The organism is Acetobacter sp. ESL1128, assembly GCF_058505085.1.
Genome location: NZ_CP196369.1, coordinates 1,445,638 through 1,470,772, shown reverse-complemented (window position 1 = coordinate 1,470,772; position 25,135 = coordinate 1,445,638). Strand labels below are relative to the sequence as shown.

The following is a 25,135-nucleotide window of genomic DNA, read 5'->3' as shown; positions in this document are numbered from 1 at the left end:
GCTGAAACTGGCGGATGGAGGAAAGTGATGTCTGCCCTGCTTCTGCTTGGCGCCGGAGGCTGCACTCTGCTGTGTGGAGTGCTGTTTTACCTTTCATCCAAAAACCAGCGTATTTTCACGCGTAGACCTCATGCACGGTTTTGCCAGTCTGCCGCCATGGGGCTGGGTGTGCTGGCTGTGTGCATGCTTGGAGGTGTGGAAAGCACAATGAGTGCCTGTTTTATGGTCGTGCTCCTTCTCATGGTGGTTTGCAGTTTTTTTCCGCTGGTTATGGCCATGCTCCAGTCTGGAAAAAATGGTCATGACTGACTTGCCGCTCACTAACAGGCAGTGGCTTGCCAAGCTGGTGGCCGGCATTGTGCCGGGAATAATGTTCTCCTTTGGCTGCATGGCGGTAGTGGGGTTGCTGTGCGGCACCACGGGGGAGCCGCGGACGGCTTCTGCCCAGTTTTTAATGTGGCTGGCCGTTCTGGTGTGGCTTGGCGTTATGGGGAGTTGTTTCCTGTTTCGTTCTGGTCTGCGCGCCTGGGTCGTACTGGGCGGAGCGGCCATGCTTGTCTGGGGTCTGTTTGAAATACTGGCGAAAGTTACGACGGCATGAAAATCCGCCCCGATATTGTGCAGGTTTACCGGGAGGTTCATAGCTGGGTCGGTATTCTTTGCAGTCTGTTCCTGTTTGTGGCGTTTTATGCGGGCTCCATAAGCATGTTTGAACAGCCCTTACAGGTCTGGCTTACACCCGCTCCCTCTCTGCCCCAACCAGTGGACCTGGCGGATACGCCCCAGCTGTTGCAAAAAGCCTTTGCCGAATACCCGGATGCAAGCAGCCATTATACAATAGTTGTTAATCCGGATAACGCACGCCCTGCCCGTCTTATGTGGCCACAGGATCCAACACATAGGGGCCACGGTCCGCAGGATTATGTGCTTGCTGCGCTCTCGCCGGATGGGGAGTTGCACACGCTTGTCAGCCGTCCATCAGAAATCCCTTTTTTTATTGACCAGTTGCATGAACAGATCGGTCTGCCTTTGCCGCATACGGCAGCGCGTTACACGATGGGGTGTGTGGCTGTAGGCTATTTTCTGGCACTGGTGTCCGGCGTGATCGCATTTTTGCCAGCACTCAAAAAAATGCTGTTTGCCCTCAGGTTCGGCAGTGCAACGCGCAAGGTCTGGCTGGACCTGCACAATCTTGTTGGGGTCTTTTCACTGCCTTTTCATTTTATTATTGCGGCAACAGCCGTTGTCTTTGCGTTTCATGAGCCTATTTTTGTCCTGCAAGGCAAACTGTTCCAGCAGGGGCAGCCGGTGGCACATGGTCCTGCGCAACAGCATGGTCACGCTGGGGATAGAAGCAAAGGCAACGGTACCCGCACCGTAAACTTTGAGGGGCAGATGCCACCACAAGCCATTCTGGTAGAATTACAGAAGCAGGCCCCCGGCTTTGTTGCCGATACGCTGGAGTATACAACGCAGTCAAACAGAGGAAAAAGCCGAACAACGCTCAGAATCACAGGGCATGATGAGCGTTACCCCACGCGCGGAGCCTCGAATGGTTTTGCTGTGGTGGACCCGGCTAGTGGCAAGGTTCTTTCGGCAGATTATCTGCCGGGCCATCAGTCTGCCGGATTTGCAGCACTGACCGCGTTTGTCGCCCTGCATTTTGGGAGTTATGGCGGCCTTCCCGTGCGCTGGGGTTACTATTGCCTTGGACTGGGTGGAGCCTTTTTGTTTTATACTGGCTGCCGGTTGTGGATTATTGCGCGGCAAAAACGCGAACAGCAGGCAGGCAACCCGCAAACGCGTGCCACGTGGCTGCTTTCCTGCCTGACAACCGGATGTATTACGGGGTGCATAACTGGCCTTGCCATTTTACTTCTATGCGCACCATTCTGGCCCTTGGGGGGCACTTATGCTCAGGCATCACTCGTATATTATACGGTGTTTTTGTTATGTATGAGCCTGGCTTTTCTCCTGCGTGAAAACCAGCGTGATCCATTACTGTTCTGTGTGGCGGGGTGTGCCAACATTGCCATTGTCCCGGCCGTGCTTATTGCCATGGTCGAGGGACGGGCAATTTTACCCTCTCTTGGGGTTGGCATGGTGGCGCTGGTGCTGGGCTGTTTTTTGCTGCGCTCGGTCAAGCGGTCTACGTGCAGGCTGTCTGCCTGACCAGTATGATGTTTCTCCCTTAGTTTCGTAAGAAATAAAGGGAGAAACAGGGACGCAATAAACTTAGTAAATAATAACGGACCGGATGGATTTGCCATCATGCATCAGATCAAATGCATGGTTAATATCTTCCAGCCCCATTGTGTGGGTCACAAAGGGTTTAAGGTCGATCCTGCCTTCCATGGCATCTTCCACCATGCCGGGTAGCTGGGTGCGGCCTTTAACACCGCCAAAAGCTGTGCCCTTCCATGTACGCCCGGTAACAAGCTGGAATGGGCGGGTGGAAATTTCCTGCCCTGCGCCAGCAACACCAATAACAACGGACTGCCCCCAGCCACGGTGGGCACATTCAAGTGCGGCACGCATGACATTTACGTTGCCAATACATTCAAACGTATGGTCCACCCCCCACCGCGTTATGTCCACAATAACCTGCTGGATGGGTTTGTCGTAGTCTGCCGGATTCAGGCAGTCTGTTGCCCCCATGGAAGTGGCGAGTTCAAACTTGTCCGGATTGGTGTCTATGGCAAAAATCCGGCCAGCCTTTGCCTGCCGTGCGCCCTGAATAACCGCAAGCCCAATACCACCCAGACCAAAAACGGCAACGCTGTCACCCGGCTGCACTTTGGCCGTGTTATGTACAGCGCCAATACCGGTTGTTACACCGCACCCGAGCAGGCAGACATGTTCGTGGTCAGCATGGGGGTTGATCTTGGCAAGTGAGACTTCAGCCACAACTGTATATTCACTAAAAGTGGAGCAGCCCATGTAATGGTACAAAGGCTGGCCGTTGTATGAAAAACGGCTGGTACCATCGGGCATGACCCCCTTGCCCTGTGTTTCGCGCACGGCAATGCACAGGTTGGTTTTGCCTGACGTACAGAACTCACACTTCCCACATTCAGCCGTATAAAGCGGAATAACGTGGTCTCCGGGTACGACGGAGGTCACGCCTTCGCCAACCTCCACAACCACGCCTGCCCCTTCATGCCCTAAAACGCAGGGGAACAGACCTTCAGGGTCACTGCCCGAGAGGGTGAACGCATCCGTGTGGCAAACCCCTGTGTGGGTAATACGGACCAGAACTTCCCCCTTTTTGGGAGGAGCTACATCAATTTCCACAATTTTCAGGGGCTCACCGGGAGCGAAGGCAACAGCAGCACGGGATTTCATGATCGTTCCTTGTGGTTATTTCAGATAGGTGCGTACGAGGGACAGAATGGTGTCGATGCTTTTCTTTTTTTCCGCATTAAGGTCTTGGCCAGAACCAAACTCCTCATGCACATACATCCCCATGACTTCGGACATGAGGCCGTTAACCGCACCGCGTATTGCCGCAAGTTGCTGAAGCACGGGAGCACAGTCCGACCCAGCCTCCAAGGCCCGTTCCAGCGCGTCGCACTGCTCACGGATCCGCCGCAGGCGGGTAAGCGCTTTTTTCTTATCTTCTGGTGTATGGGGCATTCTGCATGTTCGTCCTTTTACTATAGGGGAGTATAGTATCCTGCCGCACAGTTGGCTATGGCTTTGTGTTGTGCCGCATGGCCACCGTATGGGGAGCGCCCCTGCATGTTGGTTTTAGCAGTTTGCAGTTATCGTTTTTTTTTTCAAGAAAGCAGAAAATAACTGCAAAGATGACGCTGTTTACGGAGAGCAGCATAATACAGGCTGCCAGCGCAGGAACCGCTGGGGCCGCCAAACTGACTTTGATTGCACAACCGAATGTGAACAGAGCAAACAGACGTAACGCAACACTCTGGTTTTTGGGCAGAAGGCTGCGGGTAAATCCCAGTCTGTTCCGCACAAAAGCAAGGCTACAGGCCCAGAGCATACAGGCGGCAACAATTATGCTTTCGGTCAGGCCCAAAACTGTTTCAGTCATGGCTGCGCCAGACGGGCAGAAAGCGTAAACTCCCCATGGCGCTTAGCCCCGTTAGCAGGAACATGCCGTTAACGGTCAGGTGCAGCATGGACCCCCACGCCTGTAAAGGCACGGTCAAACCATCAATGACCGGGAGCGCAAGAGCTATCAAACCGGTTGCCCAGGCGATTATGCGCGCGCTTTTGCTAATGGGTATGAGCATAACCAGTAGGAGGCCGCTCGCCCATACGGCAAAAAAGCCAGCCACTTCCAGCGCGGCACGGGCCTGCCACTGGACGGGGATGAGCCTGTTCAGCACAAAAAAGCTCAGGCAGGCGGTAATAAGCCCTCCGAGCAGTGCAATGTTCAAACGCTTTGCCAGACCAAAGGCATGTGTGGTCTGTTTTTTCTGCCTTGCTGTATAATAGACAAGGCCACTGGCCACCATAATGCTGGATGCCAGACCGCCGGCAAACCAGAGCCAACGCAACAGTAGCCCCATACTGCGGGCAAGGTGCAGGCCGTTCAGGGTATAAAACGCATTTTCGATAGGTGATGGCTCTTTGCTTTGGCTCAGGAATTTTCCCGTTTGGCTATCGAACTCGGCAGACAGATCATTTGCATTCAGGCTGTCATGCTGAATGGCGGAGAAAGTGGTTTTGCCATCATCAAACAACACATAAGACGGCATCGAACCCAAATGGGCCTGTGCCTGCTGGAGCATGACCACCAGAGAGGCCTGTGGCGCCCAATGCGTGGAACTTTGCTGGGGAGCTTCAGTCTGTGTCGGTGGTTCCTGCTCAAGCTGCAGGACGGGTAGTGCGTTTTCCGCTGTTAAGATCAGGCCGGACCATGTGATCATGATATGGAAAGGGAGCATGGCACTCCCTGTAAGAACATGCAGGTCCAGTAGGCTGCGTGGCAGGGAAGCTTTGAGCCGGAGCGTAAAATAATCTGGCACAAGGCGTTTAAGATGCAGCAGAACACCAGAAAGCACCAAGGCAGCAAACGCAAAGGCGATCATTGCAACTAACCGCTCACCCCACGGGTTTGGCAGGTGCAGCGTATAGTGGAAGTTAAAGAAAAAATTCCCCCCTTCTGTCTGCCGAACAGGAATTGGCTGGCCTGTGTGCGGGGCCAGAACCGGTCCAACAAAACTATGACCATCATAATGCAGGACGCGTAATGTGGGGTCACGCGCATCTGGTAACAGTAAAAAAGAAGGCGGCGCGCCCGCACGCTCATCATCACGCAGGATTTGCTGTGCATGCTCTATGGCGGTGGGGGTGAGCGAGGTCTTGTCGGGAATAATCGCGGTTTCTGGCTGCATCCAGCGCGTTAATTCGGTGTCAAACAGTGCGAGCGTGCCTGTCAGGAAAATAGCAAAGGCTGCCCACCCACTTACAAGCCCGGCCCAGCGGTGCAGCCATGCCAAGCGGGAGCGGCGTGCGGGGGTCATGCGTGCAGCACCAGAAAAAGCCCGCCACAGGCTGCAAGTCCGGCACTTCCCCAAAGAGCATAAAGGGGGCTTTGAACCCAAAATGCCCATACCATGCCAAAAGGCGCCAGCGCGCTGGCCAGAACACGATACCCCGGAATGGTGGCTTGAGATATTGCTGGGGACAAGGCCACAAGGGCAGACCCCCACAGCACCAGAGCAAGCCAGACCAGCAGGGCAGCCGTAATGCGGCAGGCATAAGCGTGGGAGTTTTTCACACGCATGTCCATAAAATGCCTGCCTGCCCCCCTGCCCTGTTCCACGTTGCGTGTGAGGGCACCATAAAGCGCGCTCTGCGTGAGCGAGGTGGCATTAAAGGCGCGACAGGCATGGGTGGCGGGCTTTCCTTATCTGGAACAGATCCGAATGCACCGCCTTGTAATGCGAATTACTCTCACCCTCAAGCGTGTGAGGGGTATGTTTGGCTCGACCGCCATATAAAAAACTACCGCTGTAGTGTTCGGGCCAGATCCGCCAGTGCGCTAATCTGCCGTGTCAGGAACTCACGGGTGGGTTCATCTGTCAGGGCCAGTGTTTGTGGGTCAATTTTGCTTGTGGCAAGCCCGATCATGGCTTCAGGTTTGTTCAGAACAAAAGCATCCAGAAAAACAAGGCTCTGGCGTAAATGATACTGCGCCCGTGCACCCCCAATCTGCCCCGGTGATGCGGTTTGAATGGCAACGGGCTTTTTGGCAAAAGGCTGGGGTGTTACGCGTGAGAGCCAGTCTATGGCGTTTTTGAGCACACCGGGTATGGAGTAATTATACTCAGGTGTCACAATGATTACGCCATCTGCAGCCTGAATCTGCTCCGCCATGTTCAGCACCGCAGGAGGGAAACCCTTCTCCTGCACGTCCTGACTGTAATGGGGAAAATCGGCAATGCTACCCAGTGCGGAAATGGATACCCCTTCTGGGGCAAGTTGGGGCAGGCTACGGGCAATGGCCGCGTTAAGGGAAGCACGGCGTAGGCTCCCCAGAAGCGTTACAAAATGCAGGTTTGCAGAAGGGGTCATGCGATTTGTCCTTTTTTGCAAAGCAACGGAATGTTTTTGGCCAAGAGTTAAGGCCGCCTAGCTGGGGATTCCGCCAAAACGGCCATTGTTGAAGTCTTCAATAGCCTGCCGGATTTCTGCACGGGTATTCATGACAAAAGGACCATACCCTTCAATGGGTTCGTTAAGGGGGGCTCCGGTCAGCACCAGCAGGCTGCTTTGCACATGCGCATGAATGCTCACCTCTGTCCCTTTGTGTTCCAATAGAACGAGTTGCGCACTGCCAAGTTCCTGTGCGTCATTAATACTGAGCTGTCCTTCAAGGGAGACAACGGCCGCGTTATGCCCTTCCGGCAGGGATAGGGTGACCGATGCCCCCTGTGCGAGTTGCACGTCCCATACATTCAGCGGGGAAAACACCCGGGCTGGCCCCTGAGTTTGCCCATACTCGCCCGCAATAACGCGCAGGGACCCAGCGCCATCAGGTAACTCCATTGTGGGAATATCCTTGGCCAGTAGCGTCTGGTACGCTGGGGGAGCCTGTTTGTCCTTTGCCGGAAGGTTAACCCAAAGCTGGACCATCCTGAACGCACCTCCGGTGGCAGCATAGGCCGGGGAATGAAATTCCTGATGCACAATACCGTTGCCTGCGGTCATCCATTGTACATCGCCGGGGCCGATGGTGCCGCCTCCACCTGAGGAATCCCGGTGTTCGACCTCCCCATCATAAACGATTGTGACGGTCTCAAACCCCCGATGCGGGTGTTCCCCTACCCCGCGGCGCTCTTCTGTTGGCTGGAACTGGTGCGGTCCAGCATAATCAAGCAGCAGGAACGGGCTAAGATGCTGACCCAGAGTGGAGTAGGAAAAAAGGGAACGGACGGGAAAACCATTTCCCACCCAATGCTCACGGTCGTTGCCGTAACGCCCCAGAACTTTTTTGTGCATGGTTTTCCTCCTGATATTGGAACAGGCGGCAATCCCCGCTCCTTGTTGCTTATCTTCAACATAGAAGTCGTGTAATGTTCTATAAAGGGTTACGAATGAAACATTGCGTTGCATAAGCAGGACGATGCGAGACCTCAACGACTACTATTATTTTGTCCAGGTTGTGGACTATAGGGGGTTCTCATCTGCCGCTCGGGCAATTGGTGTGCAAAAATCGCTGTTAAGCCGCCGGATTGCTGCGCTGGAAACGTTTTTGAACACCAGACTGCTGCAACGCTCTTCCCGTCATTTTTCCCTCACTCAAACTGGGCTGCGGTTTTACGAGCACTGCAAAGCCATGCTGGCTGAAGCGGAACTGGCGGAGCAGTCCATTGCGCAGCTGCAAGTAGAGCCGTGCGGCTTAATACGTATGAGCTGCCCTGTGGCATTACTCAATTTTCAGTTCGGGGCTATTTTATCCCGGTTTCTGGTGCGTTATCCCTCCGTTACCTTGCAACTGGAGAGCACAAACCGGCGGGTTGATATTCTGCAGGAGGGGTATGACCTTGCGGTGCGGGTGCGGTTTCCCCCCATTGCTCCATCCGATCTTGTCATGCGGGTCTTGGATACCAGTACGCAGTGTCTGGTTGGTGCGCCTGACATACTGGCGGCGCAGTTGGCAACTCCTGCCGATCTGGCTGCTTTCCCCAGCATGGACTTTCATACCAACCCCGCGGAACACTGCTGGAGCTTGGAAAATGAGCAGGGGCAGTCTGCCACGGTCTTTCATACACCACGGCTGGTAACGGATGATCTGGCCGTGCTGCGGGAGGCCGCGCTGGCAGGCGTTGGTATTGTGCAACTCCCAACGATTATGGTGTGGAAGGATGTTCAGGCCGGACGGCTTGTGCAGGCTCTGCCGCAGTGGACACCCCGTGCAGGCCTTGTGCATGCGGTTATTCCATCACGCAAAGGCGTTATGCCAGCAGTGCGGGCCTTGCTTGATTTTATGGCAGAGGAATGTCGCCAGCAACGGCACATGGCGACTTCCACCTTTCTGGCCCAGAGCCCGTGAGAGGCTGAACTATTTACTGCGATAATAAATACCGGTGTTGTCGCACTGATAAATGGTTTGGTCAGATGTAAAAAATCCAGTGGACGGTTGCGTTCCGGTAATGACGCAATGGTGTTCCAGAACAAACTGATCCCACTGTTGCTGGCGGTAATTATGCAGGACCTTAGACCCGCCCCACATGATCCCACCAACAATCAGAAATGCTGAAAACCACAAAATAAATTCTTTTGTGCTCTTGCTCATGTTTCATATCCTTGCAGGATGTCTTTGGTTCAGGCACTTGGTTTTGACCTTCGCCCATATGAAACAGAGCGATAAACGCTATCTAATTACTTTTTAGCTATGTGGCAAATAGCGTATTGATGCCGGACGGAGAGGTAATGATTATCCTATTTATTATTTTTATTTATAATTCAACGCAGGGCCGTGCTGAAAGTTTTTCATGGTTGTTGCCGCCGCACATTGTTGTGTCCCTGATGGCGGCAAAGCACGGATATTTTACCGTACAGGTAAGGCAGGCCCACAAGGCAACAGGGCTGCCCACATAAACAAATGTGTGGGCAGCCCTGTTATAAACATTTCAGCAGCGTGTATTGCGTGCAACCCGCTTTAGGCGGCGGCGAGCAACTGCGCATCCGATGCAGAACCAAAGAACTCATAATGAATCTGTGCCGGGGCAACGCCCTGCGCTTTAAGCGCCAGAATAGTATCCAGCATGAACTGCTCAGGCCCGCAGACCCAGTAATGCGCGTCTGGCTGAACCTGCGTTGCCAGCCATTTGGCTGTTACCCGGCCAGAGTGCAAAGCCAGTCCGGGCAGTGGAGATGTTTCTGCCGGTGCGCCAGCACTGTAAAAAATATCGGCCTTGATAACACCTTCAGCCACCAGTTTTTGCACATAAGGGGCAAAGGCCTGCGTGTCGGGGGCATGCGCACCATGTACAAAGTGAATCGGACCGCGGGGAAGTTTTTCAACTGCGCCCAAAGCGGAAATAAAGGGTGTCAGCCCAACGCCCGCGCTGATGAGCACGTTCTTTGTGTTTGGCTCAGATGTGAAAACAAAATCACCCGCAGGGGCAGAAACCTGCAATTCGTCCCCTTCCCTGACCGTGTCATGGAACCAGGAGGAAACCACGCCACCATCGGCCTTGCGGATGCTCAGGCGATAATGGTCGGATGCCGGAGCGGATGAAATGCTGTAGTTGCGGCGCTGGGACCCATGGCCGGGAATATCAAGCTTGAAGCTCAGATACTGGCCGGGTTTGTGCTGCATAACGGGCTTATTGTCGCTTGGTACGAGTTCAAACGAGCGGATTGTGCTGCTTTCCACCACAATCTTGCGCACCGTAAAGCTGCGCCATCCGGTCCAGCCTCCGGGAGTGTCTGCGTGTTCCTGATAGATCTGCTTTTCCCGGCCGATCAGAACATCCGCCAGAAACCAGTATGCCTTGCCCCATGCATCCATAATTTCGGGCGTTGCGGCATCGCCCAGTACGTGGGCAATGGCACCCAGCAGGGCTTCCCCTACAAAGGGGTAGTGCTCTGGCAGAATGTTGAGGCCAACGTGTTTTTCGGCAATACGTTCAACCATGGCGCCAAGCGCGCCCAGATTATTGATATTGCGGGCATATGCCAGCACGGCAAGGGCAAGAGCCTTGGGCTGCTCCCCATCCTTTTGGTGTGACATGTTGAATAAATCACGAATTTCCGGATTAGCCAAAAGCCTCCGGTACATTTCGTGCGTTATATCCAGCCCATGGGCTTCAAGGGCGGGAACGCAGGCGGAAACAATTGACCGGGTTTTGTCATCAAGCATTGTGCTCATGGGACGCATCCAAAAGATGTAAAATACAGACACCTTTAATAAGGCTGATTACATAAGGTGTCAACAAAATACATCTTATGTTTGATGAATATGTTCAGCCAAAGCCATGAGTGCTATGAATAAAAAGCACCTAGGCATGCAAAACTTGCATATCGTGCGGGTAATCCGTTACAAGGGACAAAATTCAACAAAAAAGGATGCAATATGGCAAATTTGACAGCGCTTTTGACCGACGCCGCAATCTTTGTGTTTTTCCCTTGGGCTCTGTGGCGGCTCATGCAAAAAGCGCTGCCAATAGCCGTGTTGCCCATTCTTGTGGGTATTGCCCTTGCCGTATGGCATGTGCCCGTGCAGCAAATGGGTATTCCCTCCGTTTACGGGAACACAATTGGCTGGGTTGCGGTGCTGGTGCTGGCTTTTACCGCCGGGCTGGAAATGTGGCAGCATCCCGGTGGGGAACCTTCGGGGCAGGACTTTGCACAGCCTACAATTGGTCGGCTGTTTGGTGGAGCTGCCGTAGCACTGGGTATTCCCTTTTGTGTCGGCACGTTTCTGGCTTACACGGTTTTTCTGCATCTTCATGGCTGGCAGGCACCGGACGCAACACCTTGGGTAGCGGCGGCATCTATTGGCCTGTGCATTGCAGTGAGCGCCCTGCCGGTTCTGATCGGTGTTGTGCGGGAGCTTGATACCGCCCAAAAACCTTTGGGGCAGTTAGCACTCAAGCTGGCCGTTGTGGATGACGCAGCATTGTGGATCGGGCTGGCGGCCCTGCAGTTTGCCGCTCGTGGTTCTGCCGCCCTGCACGGCTGGACGGGGCTGGAAGCGCTGGCTGTTCTTTTGCTGGTGGGGCTGGCTGCCGGGGGGTACTGGGCTTCTCACCATTTCCGTCATCCGCCATTGGTGGTTATCTGGCTGGCCGTACCGGTTTATCTGGCGGCCGGGTCCTGGGCGAGCATGCAGCTTGGCCTGCATGAATTGATCGGTGCTTATTTTGCCGGTGCGATCATGCCGCCGAGCTGGGTGCGCCGCCTGCCGGTGGAAGCCGTGGGAACGTTTGCCCTGATCTGGTTCGCCCCGATGTTTTTTGGCCATAGCGGGCTGCATATTAATGGGGATGCCTTAACATGGCCCTCTGTTGTGGCATCCCTGTCGCTGGTTGTTATTTCCATGGTGACCAAAATTGCAGCCGTTTATATTTACCCACCCGCAGCCGGCCTTAAACCAAGGCAGGCGCTGGGCGTTGGTGCCCTGCTCCAGTGCAAGGGGCTGATGGAAATTGTGGCCGCAACCATTTTACATGGTCAGGGTATGCTATCGGACTTCGGGTTTGCATCCCTTATGGTTCTGGCCGTTATTTCCACCACACTCACGGGTCCATTATTCAGGCTGTTTGCTCCCCGCAAATCCGGAGCTGCGTGACAGGCGGGGCCTACAGCGCCCCTCACAGCATTGTCATGCAGACAGGTCTTGGCAAAAAGCCTGACTTGGCCAAGACCTGAACAGGGTTAAAGGCCGTGCACAGGCACGGCCACTATGGCGAAGGAGCTGGAACCTTAATGCCCAGCGCTCCCACAGCAGAACAGGACAAGGCACCGCGTTTGCTGGTGTGGCTCGCGGTTGCGCTTTTTCTGTCTTATCTGGCTGTTGCCATGTCTATGCCCACAACCTCAGTTTATGTGGCAACATCGCTGCATATGGGCAATGCCCTTGCTGGGCTGGCGGTTGGCGTTGCGTTTGTCTCCACCATTCTGACCCGCGGCTTTGCCGGCCGGTTTGCTGACCATAAAGGCGGCAAGCGCTGCATGCTGTTTGGTCTGGCGTTTTATGCCGTAAGCGGTGTTCTGGCCCTTATGGTTTCCTGGCTGCCAGCGCCGTGGGCCGCTTTTGCCATGCTCATGCTGGCGAGGTTGATGCTGGGGCTGGGGGAAAGCCTGACCGTTGTTGGCCTGCTGGCATGGGGGATTGGGCTGATGGGGCACCAGCGCTCGGGGCGGGTGCTGTCCATTGTGGGAATGGGGATGTATGGCTCGCTGGCAGCTGGTAGCCCTGTAGGGTTGGCCCTGTACGATCAGGGAGGCTATGCACTGGTTGCCCTTGCCTGCATGGTTACGCCGCTGCTTGGGTTTGCCATGGCTGCACCAGTGGTAGCTGTACCTCCCCATGGGGGAGAGCGGCAACCAATTGGCCGGATTATCAACAAAATTTCCGACCTTGGTCTGGTGGTCTTTTTTCAAGGAATTGGGTTTGCGGCCATAGGTGCCTTTATGCCGCTTATGTTCCTGCACAGGCATTGGCCCCATGCTGCTCTGGGGCTTACCTTTTTTGGTGTAGCTTTTGTGCTGGTCCGGGTTCTGTGCAGCCATCTGCCAGATAGGTTGGGGGGAGCGCGTGTCGCTTTTGTGTCCATGGCGGTGGAAACTGGTGGGCAGATTCTGCTGTGGCAGGCCTCCGGCCCAAGTGTTGCGTTGGCTGGAGCCTTTTTAACTGGTTGTGGCTGTTCCATGATTTTCCCCTCCATGGGGGTGGAAGTTGTCCGGCGGGTATCTCCGCAAATGCGGGGAACAGCCATGGGCGGCTTTGCAGCTTTTCAGGACCTTGCCTATGGGGCTACTGGCCCCCTGACCGGCCTGCTGGCTGAATGGGCGGGAGACGGTGCCATTTTTATGGTTGGGAGCATGGCGGGGCTTGGTGGGCTTCTGCTGTCTGCCCGTCTGGCCTGGCATGAGCGCGCCGCAGTGGCGGCGGACTAGAAACAACAGGATGGATATGCGTATGAAACCCCGCGTTATAGTCGCCGCCTTTCTTCTTGGCTTGCCCGTAGCAGGTCATGCCCAGACTGCGCCTGTGGCGCTGACCCATATCCGGATTATAGAAGGCACAGGTGCTCCCCCGGTTGAGAATGGAACTGTTCTCATGCAGGACGGCGCAATTGTTGCAGCCGGTCGGGATATACCTCTTCCCCCAAATACCCGTGTTCTGGATCGTTCGGGCATGAGTGTCTTGCCCGGTCTGATTTCCGATCACAGCCATATCGGTCAGTTGCAGGGGGTGCAGACAGGGCCGCAGTTTTATACGGCAGATACCATTACAGCCGAACTGGCGCAGTACCGGCGTTATGGGGTGACTACCGTTACAGCGCTGGGGAACAATGTTCCGCGCGTGTTCGACCCTATGCGCAAGGACGCCCATATGGGGCTGCTGCCAGCAGACCTGTTTGGGGTTGATCAGGGGATTGGTGTGCCTAAGGGGGCCCCGCCGGTTCATGTTGCTCCGGATCAGCTCTTCCGGCCTCGCACGGAGGCAGAGGCCCGGCAGGCGGTGGATACCATGGCAGCCGAAGGCACAGACCTGATTAAAATATGGGTGGACGATTTTGACCACTCTCTTCCCGTTAAAATGGACCCGGCCATTATCAAGGCCGTTGTGGATGAAGCGCACCAAAAACACCTGCGCGTGGCCGCCCATATTCATGACCTGGACGATGCGGAGCATGTGGTAACAGCCGGAGTTGATATTCTGGCCCATGGCGTGCGTGACAGGTTTGTGCCCCCATCTTTTGTGGCCATGCTCAAGGAACGGGGGATTTGGTACATCCCCACACTGGAGCTGGATGAAGCCACAACAGCATGGGCTGACCAGCCTGCATGGGTGAAAACCCCATTTGTTGAGGCTGGCCTGTCTGCCCCCTTGCAACAGCAGATCAATAATCCCGCCTGGCAACAGGAAAACAAAGCCGGTGGCAAAGCCGATTTTGCCCGCACCTCCCTTGCAACCAACCTGCAGAACCTGAAAATATTGTGGGCCGCAGGCGTTAAAATTGGCTTTGGCACGGATAGTGGGGCAACACCGTTGCGGGTTGCCGGGGTTGCGGAACACCGGGAACTGGCACTGATGGTGCAAGCTGGCCTGCCCCCGCTACAGGCTCTGCACATTGCAACGGAAGAAGCCGCAGCATTACTCGACCTGCATGACCGAGGCGTTATTGCAGCAGGTAAAAGGGCTGATCTGCTGGTTGTGGCAGGCAATCCCGCCAATGTAATTTCTGATACCGACCGTGTGGTGGAAACGTGGGAAAATGGCTCTGCCGTAGCCGGCCCCATACCGCTCACAACCCGGTAAGGACCGTCGGATACCAAATTACGCCAGGAAACAGGTAGGTTAGGCACACAGAGCGGGGGATGCAGGAATGAACAGAGTGGGACTTTTTTTGCTGGTTGCCGGTGTATGGGCAGGCCAGTTGTTCCCCACGCCCATGCAGGCGCAGACCATAACAGATAACAACGACCCTGCTTTTGGCCGTAACGGGCAGGTCCAGATTATTGCCAGCATACCCACGCCAGACCCCTCTGGCATTGCTGTAGTGAATGGACGCTTGTTTTTGACCTTTCCCAAGCATGATGGTGACCATACAGGCCCGGTGCTGGCAGAATGGAAAGATGGGCGTCTGGTTCCTTTTCCCACAGCCACGTTTTCCGCTGCATCAAGCGGGGCACCACAGGCACGGCTGATTTCGCCCCATGGAATGACAACAGACACCAAGGGAAACCTGTGGGTTATTGATGACGGCAAAATTAAAGGGCAGCCCATTCCAGCCGGGGGCGCCAAAGTGGTTGGGATCAACCCCATAACAGGGCAGATTATTGCCAATGTGCCCCTGACAACTGCATTGCTGCCCCAAAGCCATATGAACGACCTGCGTATAGACCTGACACACGGTGTAAAAGGCACTGCATACATTACGGATAGTTCGTTTGACGGGCACCCGGCTCTGGTGGTGCTGGACCTTGCCACAGGTAGGCAGCGCCGCGTGCTGGAAAATACGGTCTCTGTTCTGCCTGATCCGGGGTACCAGACTGTGCTGGACGGACGCGTGCTGCATTATGACCCGGCACATCCGACTTTTCCTGCGGGTGGGGCGGATGGCATTACCCTGTCTGCCGGGTCTGAGCGTGTTTATTATGCGCCTTTGGCCAGCCGACGGTTATATAGCCTGCCGACGGCAAAACTGGCTGATTTCTCCCTCACTTCCGCTCAGTTAGCGGCTCTGGTTGTAGATGAAGGGGAAAAAGGTGCAGCGGATGGGTTGGCAACCGACCCATGGAACCGGATTTACACCACAGCAGCCGACCATGATGCCGTGTTCCGTCGCAACCCGGATGGCACGTTTGAACTGCTGGCCTCGGACCCACGGTTTGTCTGGCCCGATGGCATTTTTGCAAATCATCAGGCCGTTTACGTGGTTTTGGGTCAATGGAGCCGCCTGCCCCGTTTGCATAACGGGCAGGACATGCGCAAACCGCCCTTTCTGGTGGCCAGAATCCCCATTACTGCCCCTTAAAAAAAGTAGCGATTGTGGGGGCTGTATCAGATTTCCTCCGGTGATGGGGGGAGAAGGCACATGTTGTCTGGCCTGGCGGGAGAGATAAGCGTAAGCCCGGCCTGCTGTGCCGTTCTGAGCGCCATGGCCGTAGGGGCGGAAAGCGAGACAAGGGCGCGCATGCCTGCAGCTATGGCTTTGCTGGCCATTTCGTAAGAACAGCGGCTGGTGAGCAGACAAAACCCGTTTGCAAAACCCGGAGTGTTTTTAAGGCCATGGCCGATAAGCTTGTCGAGCGCATTGTGCCGCCCCACATCTTCCCGGACTGCTGTAATGGACCCATCAGGGGCACACCAGGCAGCGGCATGGAGCATGCCTATACCGGCATTCAGTGTCTGGTGGTCCCGCAGGTGCCGTAATGCGTGGCGTATGGCAGACAGGTCCGGTGTATAAGCCTCAACTGTGTTCTGGTCGCGGGCCGCAATGCTGCTCATGTCAGACCCACAGATGCCACAGCCAGTGCGCCCTGCAATCGGTCGCCTGCTGCGCGCCAGAACCGTGCGGAGCGCATCAGCACTTATGCGCATATCCACCTTTAACCCACCGGGTATAGAAGATATGGCGATATGCCTGATTTCGGAAACGTCTTTAACAAGACCTTCCGTTATTGAAAATCCGATAGAAAAATCATCAATATTCTGCGGAGTTATCATCATAACGGCATAGTCTATACCGTTATAGACCAGAGAAAGTGGCACTTCTTCTGCCAGATTTAATGTCTCATTTACGGTCTGGGGCGCGCAGTCCTGCGCATTTTCCCAGATTATTCTTTTGACATGGCAGGGTTCTGAAACGGCAAAAGATGTTTGCTCATGCACCACGGCAGTTACTCCCGGACTGGGCCTGCCCCAGTGAACGGACTTCATGCAGGTCTTCGGGGGTATTGATGTTTACAAATGGATCTGACGGATAGAGGTGAGAAAAATCTATTGCCTGCGCATTCAGGGCATAAGCTAGAGTGCAAACCCGTGTTGTCTGTTTTCGGTTCTGTTCTGTTACGCTGGCCAATTGTGCGGCCAACACTGCACGGGCTTGGGTAACAGGCCATAATGCGACCAGAGAATGACGCTGCTCCGCATAAACTGCATAAGATGGCGCGGGCAGCAGAGTGCCAGCCAGATCATGCGGGATAAAGGGCGTATCAACTGGCACACTGAGCAACGCATCAAACCCTGCTGCTTCAGCCCATTCCAGACCACTTAACAGCCCGGCCAGAGGGCCTACGTCAAAATATGTGTCAGGCAGAACCGGGTAGTGCCAGGCGCTAAACCTTTGTGGGTTGCCATTGGCACTTATGACTATGCCGTTGCATTGCTGTTCAAGGCGGGTAATAACCCAGTTGATGCAGGGTTTATGGTCTATGTCCATAAAAGCCTTGTCCGCATAATGCATACGCCTGCCCTGCCCGCCTGCCAGCACCAGTCCTGCTATTTTTAACGTATGTTGCATAATAAGCTGTGTCTCTACCCGTTTGTGCTGGTTATTGTGCGTGTGTCCGCTTAAAAAGCAACGGCTCATTTCAAAACAGTATGGACTGGCCTGCTCGTGACATCCCTTTACCGCAAACAACGGGTTTTTGGCATTATCGGGCGAAGCGGTTCGGGTAAAACGCACCTTGTTAGCCGTCTTATTTCTTGTTTTTGCCAACGCGGGCTAAGTGTTTCCACAATCAAACATACCCATCATGGGGTGGATATGGATACACCGGGAAAAGATACATTCCAGCATAGGCAAAGTGGGGCGGCGGAAGTTATGCTTGCAACACCAGCACGCTGGTTTTTACAGCACCAAAGCCCGACCCCACCCAAGTTGAATGACCTGCTCAAAGCCATGCAGCCAGTTGATCTGATTTTGGTGGAAGGGTTCCATGCCGATGTTCCGGCCTGTGTAGAAGTCTGGCGCCCTATAACCGGGAAAGAGCCGCTATTTATAAATAACCCTCATATTCAGGTTATTGCTACAGATAATATCCCTATGAAAAACCCAGAAGAAAAAAAGGTTTTTCTTCCCTTGGATGATACACAATCTATTGCTGATTATATTGAGACTAATGCTTTTTTGTGGAATATAACGTAAAAATATGCAGTCATATTCTATACACTGCAAAACAGTGTTGCGGAACACCAGTCTCCAATTTCTATAGCTTGCCCGGAAGGAACTTGCAGAATCCCATCAGCACGGGAAAAACAGAGAACATCAGATGCACCTTGTGAAGGCACAAGAGAGAACACCCCTTCCTTACCACTTTGGGCGTAGGTAACCGGCATAAAGCCAGTTGCATCTGACAGAGCAGAAAAAGAAAAACTGCTTCTTCCCTGTATGGTTGGGAAGAGTGCGAGGGTTGGTCTGTGCTCCATCCATGAGTGGAGGAATGGCAGAACAAAAACCTGCGCACATATAGCCGTAGCCCCCGGATTGCCGGGCAGGCAAAATACGGGCATCGGGCCTAGCCGCATAAGAGTAAACGGTTTGCCCGGCCGGATTTTGGCACGCCGGAACAGGCAGGCTGCGCCAAGCTGTTCCATAACCGGTAGCACATTATCTGTCTGCCCAACAGAAATACCCCCGGTGGTAACCAGAATATCCGAATGTTCTGCCAGTTCAGATATGGCCGCTTGCAGGTCTTCACGGCTGTCAGAACGCACAATGCGGCTTGTTACAGTTGCCCCTTGCCGCGTTAGCATTGCATGGAGCAGCGGGGTATTAATTTCCGCCCGGCTATCCGGGGCGGAGAGAGCAAACTCGGCCCCACTGGCAATAACACCCACCCGACAAGGCCTGTAAACCGGAACCTGTTTGATATTCTGGCTGACAAGAAGTGCTATATGCCGCCAGTCAAGCTTCTGGCCAGCGGTAAGCAGGGTAGAACCAGCGGCAAACTCTTCCCCCACCCGGCGGATGTTTTTGCCAACGGCTATGTCGGACAGGGCTAGGTGGAGCAAACCGTCGTGCACTTCCACCCGTTCACGCGCGATTATGCAGTCTGCCCCTGTGGGGAGGCGGGCACCTGTTAGAATGGTCGCGGCAGTGCCTTTATTGTGGGGTGCAGGCTGGTCCCCGGCAATAACGTAATCCTGCAAGGGAATGGTGCAGCGTGCCTGGCCGGTATCCACAATATCAGCACAACAGAACGCATAACCATCCATGGCGGAAATATCGGCTTCTGGGCGTGGAGACAGCGCATGCAGTGCGGTGGCCAGAACGCGCCCATCGGCCTGATGGATGGGGACGTATTCAACTTCCGGGGCTGGCAGCGTTGTAGCCAGCGCCGATAAAATACGTTGCGCGTGCTCGTAGCTTACCATGGCCGGGACAGGTGTGTGTTCAGTAACAGCCGATGGTTGAAGTAAGTGCACGCGACAGTCCGTAACGTTGTTATGCAGGGAAGGAGAACGGGTTAATACCTACACGCATAAAGCCTTCTGCTTCCATAGCACTGTCCAGCAGTAAGCTCCCCAGGTCATCAGCCACGGCTTCCAGTTCCGGGTCATAATCCAGACGGAGCGTTTTAATGTAGCTTTTGCAGTCCCCGCAGGTTTCGATCTGGATAGCAGATTTTGCGTCATCCAGCGTCCAGTGATCCATCTGCCCGCTGGCGTCACAGGCTACACAAACAGCTCGGACCCGGTGCCAGCGTACTTCGCACAGGCTGCATTGCAGGTAGCGTAACCCTTCGCGCGCGCCGCTCATAACAAGGCTGGCAACCGGTGGGGCATGGCAGCATGGGCAGTGTGTGGCATGCGCCAGAGGTTGTGTAATGCCCTCCCCTTGCTTGCGCGCGACAGCCTGCGCCCAGCAGGTAGAAAGGGCTGCCCACAGCACAACGGCAACACCGGCATCAACCTGTGCATAATCGGCCTGCAAAAGGTGCGTGGCGGCTTTGACAAGCTCCGTTTTGTCGGCAGACAGAGCGCCAAGTGCCTGAGCCACTTTTTGCGGAAGCATGGGTGCAAGCTGTGTCGCGAGTGTTGCATAGGCAGCCTGCCAGCACTGTATGTTGCCAAGGCTGTGTTCGAGTTGTGTTGTGTCGGAAATGCCCTGTTTGAGCAGGTTGTGAATGGCCTCTACATCAGCCTGCTCAAGAGGTGCTTGCGCAAGATTATCCTGCTGGGCCTGCACCAGATGCGTTAGAAAACGAAAATACTCTCCGTTCTCGCCCTGCAAAAGAGCCTGTGCCTTCAACCGTTCAATACGGCGGGCATAAAGTTTGTCCAGCATGGGGTAAATGGCTGGATCAATCGCCACAACCCCGGGGGTGCGTTTATCCGGGGCGACAATATCTGAACTGCTCAGCATCAGCCATGCCTTTTGGATGGCAGGGGTTTGGTCGGCGCGACTTCTTCTTCATACCAGCGGTCATGATGCTGCCGGGCCCATGCGCGTGAGACATAGCCACTGATCATGCCGCCAATGGAGCCACGTACCCAGATGCCCATGTAAATATGCCCGATAACCAGCAAGATAAGTGCCAGCCCGGCAACGGAATGCGCCAGAAGTGCAAGGCGGAGAACAGGGATAGGAAACAGCGCGGCAAAGTAAGCCCGCCAGATCATCAAACCGCTGACAAACAGCAGACTGATCAAGGACATAATGCCCCAGAACAGGATCTTCTGCCCCGCATTGTATTTGCCGATCTGGAGTTTTTGCCCGTGCTTGTTCAACAGCACGTCCACAATATGCTTGAACCATGTCAGGTCCGTGCGCACAAAAAGGTTGTGGTGCACAAAACGGACAAACATGCACATGAGCAACCCAAAAACGGCAATGCCTAAAAAGGGATGCAGCACACGGGCAAGCTGTGGCGGGCCAAGCACATAACCCAGCCAGTTCAGGCTCGGGAAGAACCATGACAGCCCAGAAAGAGCGACCAGCATAAAGCACGACACCATGCTCCAGTGGAACAGGCGGTCAATAAGCTTGGTACGTAAGACCAGATTGCTGTTGTCCATTATGCATCCCTCCCGTTGTCGTTCGGGCCCTGCCCTGCATCTTCCAGTTCTTTTTCTGGCTCAGCTGGCGGTGTTTCGTCAGTCGTGTTGGCACCAACGCCCATATAGTGGGCAAAAGCCCCGGCCAGAGTTGCAATAAACCCAAGCGCGCCTACGGGTTTAAGCCACTCTTTCCAGCCACGGACAACGGGGCTGATATGCGGGTCATCTGGCAGGCGGTGGTACAGGCTGGGCTGGTCCGCATGGGTGAGAACATACATAACATGCGTGCCCCCCACACCGGCGGGGTCGTAAAGCCCTGCGCCTTCATGGCCACGCCCTTTGAGTTCTTCTATCCGTGTGTCCGCAAGGTCGATCATCTCGGCTTTGGAGCCAAAGGAGATTGCACCAGTCGGACAGGTTTTAACGCAGGCAGGCTCCTGCCCCACGGCAACCCTGTCTGCGCAGAGAGTGCACTTGTAGGCCCGGTTGTCTTTTTTGCTGATGCGGGGAATATCAAACGGACAGCCCGCAACGCAGTAACCGCAGCCGATGCACTGTTCGGACTGAAAATCCACAATGCCGTTGGCAAACTGCAAAATGGCCCCCGGGCTCGGGCATGCCTTCAGGCAACCCGGCTCGGCGCAGTGCATGCAGCCTTCCTTGCGTAACAGCCATTCCAGTTTGCCCGCTTCATCCTCACGTTCATCAAAGCGGATAACGGTCCAAGTTTCCGGTGTCAGGTTGGCAGGGTTGTCGTACACCCCCACGTTGTGCCCGACCTCGTCCCGCAGGTCATTCCATTCCGAACAGGCGACCTGACACCCCTTGCACCCGGTGCAAAGGGAGACGTCAATCAGCTTGGCCACTTCCTGCTCATGACTGCGGGCCTGTGGCAGCGGCGTCAGTCCGTTGGTGGCGGAGCGGCGGATAATGTCTTGTGACTGCATACCCATCAGCGCACCTCAGACTTTCTCAACATTAACAAGAAAAGCTTTAAATTCAGGCGTCTGGGAGTTGGCATCCCCAATGGCCGGAGTAAGCGTGTTTGCCAGATACCCCTTTTGGGTCGCGCCCTTGAAGCCCCAGTGGCAAGGCACGCCGACCTGATCCAGATCCTTGCCCATAACACTCAGGCGTTTGAGCCTTTTTGTGACCACGGCTTTGGCCTCGATATACCCGCGGTGGGAGGAAACACGCACCATATCGCCCGCAGCAATGCCAAGCTTGCCTGCCAGTTTGTCTCCAATTTCCACAAACTGTTCAGGCTGCATGATGGCATTCAGTCTGGAGTGTTTTGTCCAGTGCCGGAACAGCTCCGTAATGGAATATGTCGTGGCCACATACGGGTACTGGGCCGGGTCGCCCATACGGGGCTTTTCATCTGCATAAAAGCGTGCCGCCGGGTTGCGAAGCGTGGTTTTACCCAGCGCAGAGGACAGAACCGGGGTTTCGGTTGGTTCGTAATGTTCCGGGAATGGCCCATCAACCAGCTTGTCACCACCGGCAAACAAGAGGCCAACGCCTTCACTGTGCATGATAAACGGCCCAACACCGCTATTGGGTGGAGACGTGACGGGGTAATCCGGCACATCGCCTCCCCCCCAGCGCTGCCCGTCCCAGGCAATGATCTGCCGCTTGGGGTCCCATGGACGCCCCTGCACGTCAAGCGAAGCGCGGTTATACAGGATACGGCGGTTGGCGGGCCATGCCCATGCCCAGCCGGGCGTGGTTCCCAGACCTGTATCGGTATTGTCGCGCCGGGCCATCTGGTTCCCTGCTTCGGTCCAGGAGCCGGCAAAAATCCAGCAGTAGCTGGCTGTGGTGCCGTCATCTTTCATGACCGAAAAATCAGGCAGCAGTTCGCCCCTGCGCACAACAACCCGCCCCTTGTCGTCCGTTATGTCGGCCAGTGCGTAGCCATTGGCTTCCTTGGCGACTTCTTCAGGCGTTGGGTCTTCAGGGTCCTGATAGTTCCACTGCATATTCAGGACAGGTTCGGGGCTTACGCCGCCTTCCTTGGCATACAGTGCCCGGAGCTTGGTAAAAATGGTGCCGATAATACGGCCATCGTTCCATGCATCGCCCGGTGGTCTGGCGCCTTCGTAGTGCCATTGCAGCCAGCGCGCAGAATTGACGATAGACCCGTTTTCCTCCGCAAAGCAGGATGCAGGTAGCCTGAAGACTTCCGTCTGGATGTTCTCAGGCTTCACATCATTAAAGGTGCCTTCATTCTGCCAGAAGTTGGCGGTTTCCGTATCCAGCGGGTCCATGGTGATCAGGAACCGGAGTTTGGAAAGCGCATCACGCATGCGGTTTTTATCCGGCATGGCGGCAAGGGGGTTAAAGCCCTGCGCAATGTAACCGTTAACCTTGCCCTGATGCATCATTTCAAAATAGGCCAGCATATCGTAGCTGCGGTCCCATTTTGGCAGCCAGTCGTAACCCCAGTTGTTTGTGGGTGTTGCGTGGTCACCCCACAGAGTTTTCATCAGGCTGACAAAGAATTTGGGCGTATTGTGCCAGTAATTGACCTGCCCCGGTTCGTCTGCATGCGGGGTTACGGCTTGCAGGTAGGTATCCAGCGTCTGCTGGCTGTCCTTGGGCAGGTTCATATAACCCGGCAGGCGGAGCGACAGCAGCCCGAGGTCGGTATAACCTTGGATGTTGGAATGTCCGCGCAGGGCATTGAGGCCGCCACCGGGCATGCCAACATTACCAAGCAGAAGCTGAATCATGGCGGCGGTGCGGATGATCTGCGTGCCGTTGGTGTGGTGTGTCCAGCCCAGTGCGAACAGGATGGTTGACGTCAGGTCCGGTGCGCTGGTCGCTGCAAGGGTTTCGCAGACATGCAGGAAGTCTTTTTCTGGCGTGCCGGTAATCTGCGTTACCACATCGGGTGTATAGCGTGCGGCGTGCTCGCGTAGCAGGTTGATGACACAACGCGGGTTCTGCAACGTTGGGTCGGTAACGGCATATCCTTGCGCGTCACGCTCATAGGCCCAGGAAGACTTATCGTAGCTCCGCTTTTCAGCGTCGTAACCGCTAAACAGCCCTTCATGGAAGCTGAAGTCCTCACGCACCACAAACGATGCATTGGTGTAAGACTTCACATACTCATGCTGGATCTGGTCATGGGTGAGCAGGTAGTTGATCACCCCCAGCAAAAATGCGCCGTCCGAACCTGCGCGGATGGGGGCATAAAAGTCTGCTACGGCTGCACTGCGGTTGAACCGGGGGTCCACCACCATAACCTTGGCGCCGTTGCGGATTTTGGCTTCCATGACCCATTTAAAGCCAACCGGGTGCGCTTCGGCCGGGTTGCCGCCCATGATCAGCACAACGTTGGCGTTTTTAATGTCCACCCAGTTGTTGGTCATGGCACCGCGGCCAAGGGTTGGACCAAGGGCAGAAACGGTGGGGCCGTGGCATAGGCGGGCCTGACAGTCCAGAGCCAGCATACCCATGGACCGGGCGAATTTGAAATCCAGCAGACCGGTTTCGTTGCTGGCGGCGGAAGACGCCAGCATACCCGTTGTGAGCCAACGGTTAACGGTTTCGCCTTTTTCGTTCTTCGCTATGAAGTTCTTGTCACGATCATCCTTGAGCAGGCGGGCAATACGGTCCGTAGCCTCTTCCCAGCTGATCCGGGTCCATTCCTTGCTGCCGGGGGCACGATAGGAAGGATAATGCAGGCGGCCTTCGCTGTGAATGAAATCCACCAGCCCAGCCCCTTTGGGGCATAGCGAACCACGGCTTACAGGATGGTCTGGGTCGCCTTCGATATGGAAGATGCTGGGCTTGGCGTTTTTGGCACCGTCACCCAGAGAATACATGAGCAGCCCACAGCCAACCGAACAATATGTGCAGTTGTTCCGTGTTTCCTTTGCACGTAGCAGCTTGTACTGCCGCGTTTCCTGCGCAAAAGCCTGTGGTGGGGCAAAACCAAGGGCAATGGCGCTGGCTCCCCCCACGCACGTTCCTGCACTTTTTAAAAACTCTCTGCGCCCCAGAGCCATCTGAACCATCCCGGTTTTGTAAAGAAATAGTAATAATGAACCTGTATATATACTTTGCAAATTAAAGCATTGATCAGGATCACATTGGCGTGCTGTACCGCCAGATATTCGTGCTTTTATGCATAAATGCCGGGGAGTGTGGCACAATTGCAAGCACGAAACGTGCCAACTGACCCCGAGATGGGCAAAATACAGCAGTTATATATATTTGTGTGTATATAGATATATGGCGAGATATTTTTAAATTATACTTAATCTGCACAATGGCACTGCAATCCCAGAAGCGACTTCCCTGCTCTTTATGGGGTGGAGGGATGGAAGGAGCCAGCCATCAGATTATTCATTGGTAGAACAGGCGATGGATAGCGCATATAAAAATAGTGTGGTGCAGTAATATGCACCACACTATTGTATGAAAAGAGTTCCCAATACCTAGAGAAAAATTATCTAGTCTCTA

The 25,135-nt window shown here is 54.9% G+C and carries 24 protein-coding genes; 9 read left to right on the top strand and 15 right to left on the bottom strand.

Going from position 1 to position 25,135, the window contains the following annotated elements:
* The first annotated feature begins 27 nt into the window (after nucleotides 1–27).
* The 3 genes from ACSYTG_RS06785 to ACSYTG_RS06775 are packed head-to-tail and all read left to right on the top strand — an operon-like array spanning nucleotide 28 to nucleotide 2,172.
* Entirely contained in the window at nucleotides 28–309 is a 282-nt protein-coding gene (locus ACSYTG_RS06785; protein WP_086646011.1) for a hypothetical protein, read from the top strand.
* Entirely contained in the window at nucleotides 302–601 is a 300-nt protein-coding gene (locus tag ACSYTG_RS06780) for a hypothetical protein (RefSeq protein ID WP_278741256.1), read from the top strand. Before ACSYTG_RS06785 ends, ACSYTG_RS06780 begins: the two co-directional genes overlap by 8 nt.
* On the top strand, nucleotides 598–2,172 hold the full coding sequence (locus tag ACSYTG_RS06775) for a PepSY-associated TM helix domain-containing protein (RefSeq protein WP_489784032.1): 1,575 nt from the start codon (nucleotides 598–600) through the stop codon (nucleotides 2,170–2,172). The genes ACSYTG_RS06780 and ACSYTG_RS06775 overlap by 4 nt, the downstream gene beginning before the upstream one ends.
* 63 nt (nucleotides 2,173–2,235) lie before the next feature.
* Here the strand turns inward: ACSYTG_RS06775 and ACSYTG_RS06770 are convergent, their stop codons facing one another.
* From ACSYTG_RS06770 to ACSYTG_RS06745, 6 genes are all read right to left on the bottom strand, one after another.
* Nucleotides 2,236–3,345 (bottom strand): S-(hydroxymethyl)glutathione dehydrogenase/class III alcohol dehydrogenase, encoded by a 1,110-nt coding sequence (locus ACSYTG_RS06770; protein WP_086646014.1) that lies wholly within the window; start codon nucleotides 3,343–3,345, stop codon nucleotides 2,236–2,238.
* A gap of 15 nt (nucleotides 3,346–3,360) precedes the next feature.
* A complete protein-coding gene (locus tag ACSYTG_RS06765) occupies nucleotides 3,361–3,636 on the bottom strand; it encodes a metal-sensing transcriptional repressor (RefSeq protein ID WP_489784031.1) in 276 nt (91 codons plus the stop codon).
* 410 nt (nucleotides 3,637–4,046) lie between these two features.
* Complete coding sequence (locus ACSYTG_RS06760) at nucleotides 4,047–5,492, bottom strand: PepSY-associated TM helix domain-containing protein (protein WP_489784030.1); 1,446 nt, start codon at nucleotides 5,490–5,492, stop codon at nucleotides 4,047–4,049.
* Nucleotides 5,489–5,755 carry a hypothetical protein gene (locus ACSYTG_RS06755; RefSeq protein WP_415420009.1) on the bottom strand — a complete coding sequence of 89 codons (267 nt, stop codon included), beginning with the start codon at nucleotides 5,753–5,755 and terminating at the stop codon, nucleotides 5,489–5,491. Before ACSYTG_RS06755 ends, ACSYTG_RS06760 begins: the two co-directional genes overlap by 4 nt.
* Before the next feature lie 221 nt (nucleotides 5,756–5,976).
* Complete coding sequence (locus tag ACSYTG_RS06750; RefSeq protein WP_489784029.1) at nucleotides 5,977–6,546, bottom strand: NADPH-dependent FMN reductase; 570 nt, start codon at nucleotides 6,544–6,546, stop codon at nucleotides 5,977–5,979.
* A gap of 57 nt (nucleotides 6,547–6,603) precedes the next feature.
* On the bottom strand, nucleotides 6,604–7,473 hold the full coding sequence (locus tag ACSYTG_RS06745; protein WP_489784028.1) for a pirin family protein: 870 nt from the start codon (nucleotides 7,471–7,473) through the stop codon (nucleotides 6,604–6,606).
* 124 nt (nucleotides 7,474–7,597) lie between these two features.
* Between ACSYTG_RS06745 and ACSYTG_RS06740 the strand changes: the two genes are divergently transcribed.
* A complete protein-coding gene (locus ACSYTG_RS06740) occupies nucleotides 7,598–8,527 on the top strand; it encodes a LysR substrate-binding domain-containing protein (protein ID WP_489784027.1) in 930 nt (309 codons plus the stop codon).
* Between the two features lie 9 nt (nucleotides 8,528–8,536).
* On the opposite strand, the gene ACSYTG_RS06735 is transcribed toward ACSYTG_RS06740, so the two are convergent.
* Together ACSYTG_RS06735 and hmpA are read right to left on the bottom strand one after the other, a co-directional pair.
* Nucleotides 8,537–8,770, bottom strand: coding sequence for a hypothetical protein (locus ACSYTG_RS06735; protein ID WP_086646020.1), 234 nt, complete (start codon nucleotides 8,768–8,770; stop codon nucleotides 8,537–8,539).
* A 366-nt stretch (nucleotides 8,771–9,136) separates the two neighbouring features.
* A complete protein-coding gene (gene hmpA / locus ACSYTG_RS06730; RefSeq protein ID WP_489784026.1) occupies nucleotides 9,137–10,351 on the bottom strand; it encodes an NO-inducible flavohemoprotein in 1,215 nt (404 codons plus the stop codon).
* 204 nt (nucleotides 10,352–10,555) lie between these two features.
* Between hmpA and ACSYTG_RS06725 the strand changes: the two genes are divergently transcribed.
* The 4 genes from ACSYTG_RS06725 (at nucleotide 10,556) to ACSYTG_RS06710 (ending at nucleotide 15,692) form a co-directional block, all read left to right on the top strand.
* On the top strand, nucleotides 10,556–11,773 hold the full coding sequence (locus ACSYTG_RS06725) for a cation:proton antiporter (protein WP_165926130.1): 1,218 nt from the start codon (nucleotides 10,556–10,558) through the stop codon (nucleotides 11,771–11,773).
* Nucleotides 11,774–11,910: 137 nt separating this feature from the next.
* On the top strand, nucleotides 11,911–13,104 hold the full coding sequence (locus tag ACSYTG_RS06720) for an MFS transporter (RefSeq protein WP_489784025.1): 1,194 nt from the start codon (nucleotides 11,911–11,913) through the stop codon (nucleotides 13,102–13,104).
* A gap of 22 nt (nucleotides 13,105–13,126) precedes the next feature.
* On the top strand, nucleotides 13,127–14,473 hold the full coding sequence (locus ACSYTG_RS06715) for an amidohydrolase family protein (protein WP_489784045.1): 1,347 nt from the start codon (nucleotides 13,127–13,129) through the stop codon (nucleotides 14,471–14,473).
* 76 nt (nucleotides 14,474–14,549) lie between these two features.
* Complete coding sequence (locus ACSYTG_RS06710) at nucleotides 14,550–15,692, top strand: L-dopachrome tautomerase-related protein (RefSeq protein WP_489784024.1); 1,143 nt, start codon at nucleotides 14,550–14,552, stop codon at nucleotides 15,690–15,692.
* Between the two features lie 26 nt (nucleotides 15,693–15,718).
* Here ACSYTG_RS06710 and fdhD read toward each other — a convergent pair whose 3' ends face one another.
* Nucleotides 15,719–16,549: a formate dehydrogenase accessory sulfurtransferase FdhD gene (fdhD, locus tag ACSYTG_RS06705; RefSeq protein ID WP_489784044.1), complete on the bottom strand. Its 831-nt coding sequence runs from the start codon at nucleotides 16,547–16,549 to the stop codon at nucleotides 15,719–15,721.
* Nucleotides 16,542–17,180 carry a molybdenum cofactor guanylyltransferase gene (gene mobA, locus ACSYTG_RS06700; RefSeq protein WP_489784023.1) on the bottom strand — a complete coding sequence of 213 codons (639 nt, stop codon included), beginning with the start codon at nucleotides 17,178–17,180 and terminating at the stop codon, nucleotides 16,542–16,544. Before mobA ends, fdhD begins: the two co-directional genes overlap by 8 nt.
* 96 nt (nucleotides 17,181–17,276) lie before the next feature.
* On the opposite strand from mobA, the gene mobB reads away from it, so the two are divergent.
* On the top strand, nucleotides 17,277–17,807 hold the full coding sequence (mobB, locus tag ACSYTG_RS06695) for a molybdopterin-guanine dinucleotide biosynthesis protein B (RefSeq protein WP_489784022.1): 531 nt from the start codon (nucleotides 17,277–17,279) through the stop codon (nucleotides 17,805–17,807).
* 17 nt (nucleotides 17,808–17,824) lie between these two features.
* On the opposite strand, the gene ACSYTG_RS06690 is transcribed toward mobB, so the two are convergent.
* The 5 genes from ACSYTG_RS06690 to fdnG are packed head-to-tail and all read right to left on the bottom strand — an operon-like array spanning nucleotide 17,825 to nucleotide 24,678.
* Nucleotides 17,825–19,087, bottom strand: a complete 1,263-nt coding sequence (locus ACSYTG_RS06690) for a molybdopterin molybdotransferase MoeA (protein WP_489784021.1) — start codon at nucleotides 19,085–19,087, stop codon at nucleotides 17,825–17,827.
* A gap of 19 nt (nucleotides 19,088–19,106) precedes the next feature.
* Nucleotides 19,107–20,027, bottom strand: a complete 921-nt coding sequence (gene fdhE, locus ACSYTG_RS06685; RefSeq protein ID WP_489784020.1) for a formate dehydrogenase accessory protein FdhE — start codon at nucleotides 20,025–20,027, stop codon at nucleotides 19,107–19,109.
* Nucleotides 20,027–20,680 (bottom strand): formate dehydrogenase subunit gamma, encoded by a 654-nt coding sequence (locus tag ACSYTG_RS06680; protein WP_086646029.1) that lies wholly within the window; start codon nucleotides 20,678–20,680, stop codon nucleotides 20,027–20,029. The genes fdhE and ACSYTG_RS06680 overlap by 1 nt, the downstream gene beginning before the upstream one ends.
* Entirely contained in the window at nucleotides 20,680–21,615 is a 936-nt protein-coding gene (gene fdxH, locus ACSYTG_RS06675; RefSeq protein ID WP_489784019.1) for a formate dehydrogenase subunit beta, read from the bottom strand. Before fdxH ends, ACSYTG_RS06680 begins: the two co-directional genes overlap by 1 nt.
* 9 nt (nucleotides 21,616–21,624) lie before the next feature.
* Nucleotides 21,625–24,678, bottom strand: coding sequence for a formate dehydrogenase-N subunit alpha (fdnG, locus tag ACSYTG_RS06670; RefSeq protein WP_489784018.1), 3,054 nt, complete (start codon nucleotides 24,676–24,678; stop codon nucleotides 21,625–21,627).
* Nucleotides 24,679–25,135: the final 457 nt, after the last annotated feature.